A 5,614-nucleotide genomic window follows, 5' to 3' on the forward strand; every position below is an offset into this window, starting at 1 on the left:
AGCAGGCTATGGCGGAGGACGAGCTATACCGAACCCACCCTTTTCTATTCGGATCGACTTGAAGTACCATGAGCGGCTTCGACTTGCCGCTGATCGGCTGAGGGAGGGGAACCAAGAGTTTGAAGCCCGCTTCGATGCTCTTGTGGTTTCCAACTTGGTGACCCTCGACGCCAAGGTCGCTGCCGCAGTTCAGGTGATCGAGCAGGCTCGGGATGCGGCCTTGGTTGCGATCCAAGCCGCGGCTCGGAACGCATTTGGGCCACAAACACCAATGTCCTCAACAGGTGTGGTCCCGGCTGCTAGACCGGCCCGGCGAACCCCCAGTGTGCTCACGCCGATTTTAGCCGAGAAGATCATCGGTCTAGCCCGTACCGGGATGGGGCGGCATGCCATTCGGAAAACAACCGGCCTCGGCGGGTCAATAATAGCCGCAGTCCTGACGCCGTGGATAGAGGCTGGACGCCCTGAGGACGCAGGTGCCGTAATCGCAAACCTGATGGTCGACCGCGAGCGTGGAAGGCTCCGGTCCAAGGCAGGCAAGCCCGTTGCCAATCGAGAGGTCATCATAGGCAAAGCTCGCCGGCTACGGGCGGAAGGCTTATCGCTGGATGCGATTGGAAGGCGACTAGAAGTCTCAGCCGGTTGGGTCGGTCGAGTCACCCGCACCGATCAATAAAACCGTAATTAGGCTCGTGCCCCTGACTCTTATTGAGCAACTGTGTCAGGCCGTTGTAGTGATCCTCTCGAACAGTGGCAAATCGAAATCCAACTTATCCAGGGTTTCCTGGAGCCGTTCGACCGCCATCCAGGACAGGTACCGACTGTCGCCCTGGTTGTCTGGCATGCTCCAGCCGCCCATGAAAAGCCGGTGCAGGTGGTCGGCTCCGGCGTCCTTCATGTAGGTATTCCAGGCATGTCTGAACGAGTGGAAGGTCGTGTGCTCGGTCCGGATGCCGGCCTCGTCCATGAGTTTGTACATGGCGGTGCGGACCGAGTCCCAGTACGAGTCCCCCCATAAGGCCACGTCGAACAATTTGACGGAACCCAGTCTCCGGCGTTCGGCGACATGGTTGAGGAGGCCCAACTGGATCAGCCTCTTGTGAATAGGTACAACCCGTTCGCTTGGCCGGTTCTTCACGGACTTGCCATTCCGGGTCCGGGTACCGTCCTCGTCCTCGCTCCAAACCGAGATGTGAAAGCACCAGACACCGTTGACCTGCCGGACATCCGTCAGATCCATCTGAGCAATTTCGTTGCCCCTCATGCCCTGTAACAGGGCAACCAGCGGTATCCAAGTATTGCCGACCAGCGGGTAGTTCTGATGGAACATCCGGCGGAGTTGGGGCAGGGTAAACGCGGTACGGGTTGAACCGGAGGTCCGGATCACGAGGCCCTCGGCCGGCGTGCGGTCGATCATATTCTCCCGGACCGCATAGGCGAAAATCCTGGTCGCGGCAGAAAGGTACTTGTTGGCGACCTCCGGCCGAAGGCTCGGCAATTTATCCCCTTTGGCTCTCCTTGCCTTGGCGTCGGCAGCTATCTCCGCGAATGGCACGTCCTGGTACTCGGGCCGCTTCTTGGCGTTGGGCGGGAGGGCGAGTACCACGTCCTGAAAGTGCCGTAGGTCGGACCGCGTGATTGTGTGGGCATAACGCTCGGGACCGATCACCTCCCGCAGCATCTCGCTGGCCGCAACGTAGCCTCGGCGGGCCGCGTCGTCGAGCCGCTGCCGATCCGGGTGCTGGAGATAGGAGTCGGTCAACGCGGCCATGGTGACGGGGGGCAAGGGCAGTGGCTCTCGGTATTGCTCGTACGCCATCGCTACGTCCTCGGCGGTGCGTTGGAACCGGTTGTCGTCGGGATTGTCAGTGAACGGCCGGACGGCAGCATCCACGTTTGCCTGCACCTCAGCCCATCGTGGGACCATTGCCTGGATCCGCTGGATGAGGTGCGGCGAGAACTTGGTGTTGCCGCCCTCCTCCATGAAATTGAGGAACTCCTCGGGCGTCGGTGGCCGGTCCTTTCCCTCGCTTCGGCTCCATAGGTATAGGGCCGCCCAGACCAGTTGGCGGATTTCGTCGTCCTTCATCAGCCAGATCTGCTTCGGCTGGTCCCCGGCCTGGAGTTCTTGCTCGATCTTCTCAAACTCGGCCTCGACGCGAGCATGTACGGCAGCATACCGCCGTTCAGCGGTTCGGAGATCGCCTGTCCTGAGGGACTCCTTTACGAACGTCCTTCCAGCCCAGTCCGAATGTGCCCGGACGGCTTTCGGAACGCGGCGGTAATACCTGTAGTTTGAACCCCTGAGATCCAGATATTTCATGAGCGACCTCGTAGACCAGTTAGTATCCCAGTTTGTAGCCCAGATGGGCGACGAACGCCAATAATATAAGGAGCATGCGGTTTACGCACTTCCTCCCTAGACTTGGGCCGGTGGTTTTCCACCGGCCTTTTTTTATGGACCGTTCAGTACGCAGCCGCCATGATCCACGATGGATAAATGGGGAGCGACGTCATGAAGCTGAACCCGGTTCATATCTCCCTGCTGATCGTCCCATTTGTCGCAAGCCCCGCTGCGGCCCATGACTGGTACTCGGGTCTTCGGACCCCAAGCGGCGTTTCCTGCTGCAACGACGGCGATTGCCGGCGCGTCGGTCATCGGTATTCCGCCAAAACCGGCCATGAGATCGAGATCGACGACCTATGGGTCCGCGTCGATCCCGGAACGATCCTCCCGCTGTCATCGCCCGACGGCCTGACCCACGCCTGCTTTTCCCGATACCGCTGGGTCGACCCTCCCAGCAAGACTTTCATCAACCTGCGCTGCGTGATCCTTGGGGGAATGGCGTGAGCAGTCGGAGACCCGAGATAAAGCAAACCGGGACAGCCGCGGAATTTTCCGCCTGCTCGTCGGTTCTAAGCCCAACGACAGCAGATTAGAACTACGACCCGAGGCTCCACCCTTGCCGGATTCCAACGCCGATCTTCTTCGATACTACCGCGCCGAGATCAAGTTCCAGAGCGAGCTGCTGGGCAACCGGCTCGGTTCCTTCATGACGTCTCAGTCGTTCCTGCTGATCGCCTATGCCTCCGCGATGAGCGGGCTGATCGGGCAGTGGCATAACGTCTTCACCCTTCTCTTTCCGCCGTGTTTGGCGCTGCTCGGCATCATCCTGTCGTTCAGCGCCCTGCCCGGCATGCGGGCTGCCTATATCGTGATCGAGCAGTGGCACCGGCGGCAGTTCGACCTTCTCCAGCGCGATCCGAGCATGGAAGGCTATTACCTGACGTCCGCCTCCGAGCCCCTGGTGGGCGAGCGGGACCTTGCTCCGGAAACGCGGCTTCAGCAGGGCACGATCTTCGCCAAGCACACGCCCTGGATCTTCATCGCCGTCTGGAGCTACTTCGGCCTGCTGCCCATCGCTCTCTATTTTCTCGCCTGACGCCTCGCGTGCCCCTAAACCTTTAGCCGGTAGCAGTCGAGAAAACCGGAGAGGCCGATGGCGACAACGACGGCGGGCAACGCCGCACCAGGGCGGGGCTGGGTGCTGGTCCTCGCCCTTGCCATAGGCCAGCTGATTTCCTGGGGCACGACGTTCTACACCTTCCCGCTCGTGATCGACCCGATGATCGGTGAACTCGGCTGGGCGCGGACGACCGCCTACATGGCCCCGGCATTCGGCCTGATCGCCCAGGCGATCTGCGCGCCGCTGGCGGGTTTCTGGATGCAGCGGCATGGCGGCCGCCTGTCCATGACCGTCGGGTCGCTTGGCGTCGCGGTCTCGATCCTGGCGTGGTCGTCGGTCAACGAGCCCTGGCAGCTCATGGCCGCCTGGGTGCTCATGGGAGTGGCGCAGGCCTTCGTCCTCTACGAGCCGGCCTTCACGGTCGTCGCCCAGCGGAAGGCGCTGGACTTCCGGCGCTCCGTCGGGGCGATCACGCTGCTCGGCGGCCTTGCCGGAACGGTCTTCGTCCCCGGCACTCAACTGTTCGTCGAGCTGCTGGGATGGCGTCAGGCGGTGCTGTGTCTGGCCGCGATCAACCTTGCTGTTCCGATGATCCTGCATGCGCTGCTCGTCCCGACCGGGAACGGCGGAGCGGATTCGGTCGAACATGCCGAAGCGGCCAGCGACGCACCGCCGCCCACCGGCCTCAGTCCGCGCATCTGGCTGGGGCTGGCGCTGTGGTTCACCGCCGGCTCGGCGTATCTTTCCGGCGTCACCTTCCACTTCGTCCCGCTGCTCGCCGCCGAGGGGATACCGCCTACCACGCTGGCCGCGATCTTCGCCGTCGTCGGCCCTTCCCAACTGCTGGGACGCGCCTGCCTGATGGCGCTGGGATCGAAGGCCACGGCATTCGGCGCCGGTCTGAGCACGGTGTCGATGCTGCTGGTCTCGTCCGTCATGCTGTGGGCGCTGCCGCATTCCACCCCAGGGCTGATAGCCTTTGGGGTAGTCTACGGCGCCGGCAACGGCATCATGACGATCGCGCGGGGCATCGCCATCGCGGAAATCGGCGGCCGTGCCCGCTATGCCGCCCTTACCGGCATCCTCCAGACGCCCGCCGTGCTCGCCCTGGCGCTGGCGCCCGTCATCGTCTCCCTCCTGCGCGATGCCGGAGGGGCGGACGCCGCTTACGCGGCGTTCCTGACGGTCACCGTGCTGTCGGCGTCCGGCTTCGCAATCGCCCTGCTCCGCACCCGGCCGCCGCGAGCTGCCTAGATCAGCCCGCTCAGATCAGCCCGTACTGCCGCGCCTTGTTGCGGAGGAACGGCAACCCGTCGTCCAGCACTTCCTGACGGTCGCGCGCGACCGGACGCCAGACCGACAGGGCCGACGCGATCTGCGGCGGCAGTTCGATGAAGCTTTCCATCGCCATGCCGCCCTTGAAGCCGATGGCCGCCAGCGCTCCGAACACCTCGTCCCAGGCGACGGTGCCGGTGCCGGGCACGCCCCGGTCGCTTTCCGACAGGTGGATGTACTTAAGGTGCTCGCGGGCGCGGAGGATGCCGTTGGCGAGTCCCTTTTCCTCGATGTTCATGTGATAGGTGTCGAGGTGGACGAAGATGTTGCCAGCGCCGATCCGTTCCACCATCGAAACGGTCTGGTCCGCCGTGTTGAGCATGTGGTTCTCGTAGCGGTTGACCGCCTCCAGCCCGATCTCCAGGTTCAGCTTGCGGGCATGGGCCGCCGCCTTCTCCATCACGGACGCGACCGCATCCAGCTCGCCCTGCGTCGGCGCCTTGCCGGTCCGCTCGCCGATCGAGCCGTAGACGACGCCGCTCAGCGCCTTGGCTCCCGTCGCCGCCGTCTTGTCCAGCGCCATCTTGAGGAATTCCAGCGCCTTGTCCGGGTTGTTGGTCGGCCGGCTGTCGTCCGGCAGGCCCAGCGAGCACACGGCGATCATCTCGTGCTTGTCGAGCAGCGCTCGCGTGTGCTCGGCATCGACGGCCGGCGGATCGAGCAAGGCGATCTCGACGAAGGCGAGGCCGTAGCGCGCGGCTTCCGGGATCGCCAGCTCGGCAGCCTTCCGCGTCCAGTCGAGCGACCAGAGGCTGGTGTGAACGCCAAAACCTTGCATAGGGAGTCTCCTCAGTAAAAAAACATCTTCTTGG

Annotated in this window: 6 protein-coding genes; 4 read left to right on the forward strand and 2 right to left on the reverse strand. The window is 63.3% G+C overall.

Features of this window, described 5'->3' with window-relative positions; translation table 11 throughout:
* The coding region (locus tag AC5JJ6_RS39090; RefSeq protein WP_496047214.1) for a hypothetical protein at positions 1-676 on the forward strand (676 nt) is incomplete at its 5' end.
* 45 nt (positions 677-721) lie between these two features.
* Here the strand turns inward: AC5JJ6_RS39090 and AC5JJ6_RS39095 are convergent.
* Positions 722-2,323: a DUF6538 domain-containing protein gene (locus tag AC5JJ6_RS39095; RefSeq protein ID WP_496047215.1), complete on the reverse strand. Its 1,602-nt coding sequence runs from the start codon at positions 2,321-2,323 to the stop codon at positions 722-724.
* A 192-nt stretch (positions 2,324-2,515) separates the two neighbouring features.
* On the opposite strand from AC5JJ6_RS39095, the gene AC5JJ6_RS39100 reads away from it, so the two are divergent.
* The 3 genes from AC5JJ6_RS39100 to AC5JJ6_RS39110 all read left to right on the forward strand — a co-directional run bounded on the left by AC5JJ6_RS39100 (position 2,516) and on the right by AC5JJ6_RS39110 (position 4,721).
* A complete protein-coding gene (locus tag AC5JJ6_RS39100; RefSeq protein WP_496047216.1) occupies positions 2,516-2,851 on the forward strand; it encodes a hypothetical protein in 336 nt (111 codons plus the stop codon).
* A gap of 112 nt (positions 2,852-2,963) precedes the next feature.
* Positions 2,964-3,443: a hypothetical protein gene (locus AC5JJ6_RS39105; protein ID WP_496047217.1), complete on the forward strand. Its 480-nt coding sequence runs from the start codon at positions 2,964-2,966 to the stop codon at positions 3,441-3,443.
* Positions 3,444-3,500: 57 nt separating this feature from the next.
* Positions 3,501-4,721, forward strand: coding sequence for an MFS transporter (locus tag AC5JJ6_RS39110; protein ID WP_496047218.1), 1,221 nt, complete (start codon positions 3,501-3,503; stop codon positions 4,719-4,721).
* Between the two features lie 10 nt (positions 4,722-4,731).
* Here AC5JJ6_RS39110 and AC5JJ6_RS39115 read toward each other — a convergent pair whose 3' ends face one another.
* Complete coding sequence (locus tag AC5JJ6_RS39115) at positions 4,732-5,580, reverse strand: sugar phosphate isomerase/epimerase family protein (protein ID WP_496047219.1); 849 nt, start codon at positions 5,578-5,580, stop codon at positions 4,732-4,734.
* Positions 5,581-5,614 lie beyond the last annotated feature (34 nt).

This window comes from Skermanella sp. (genome assembly GCF_059503625.1).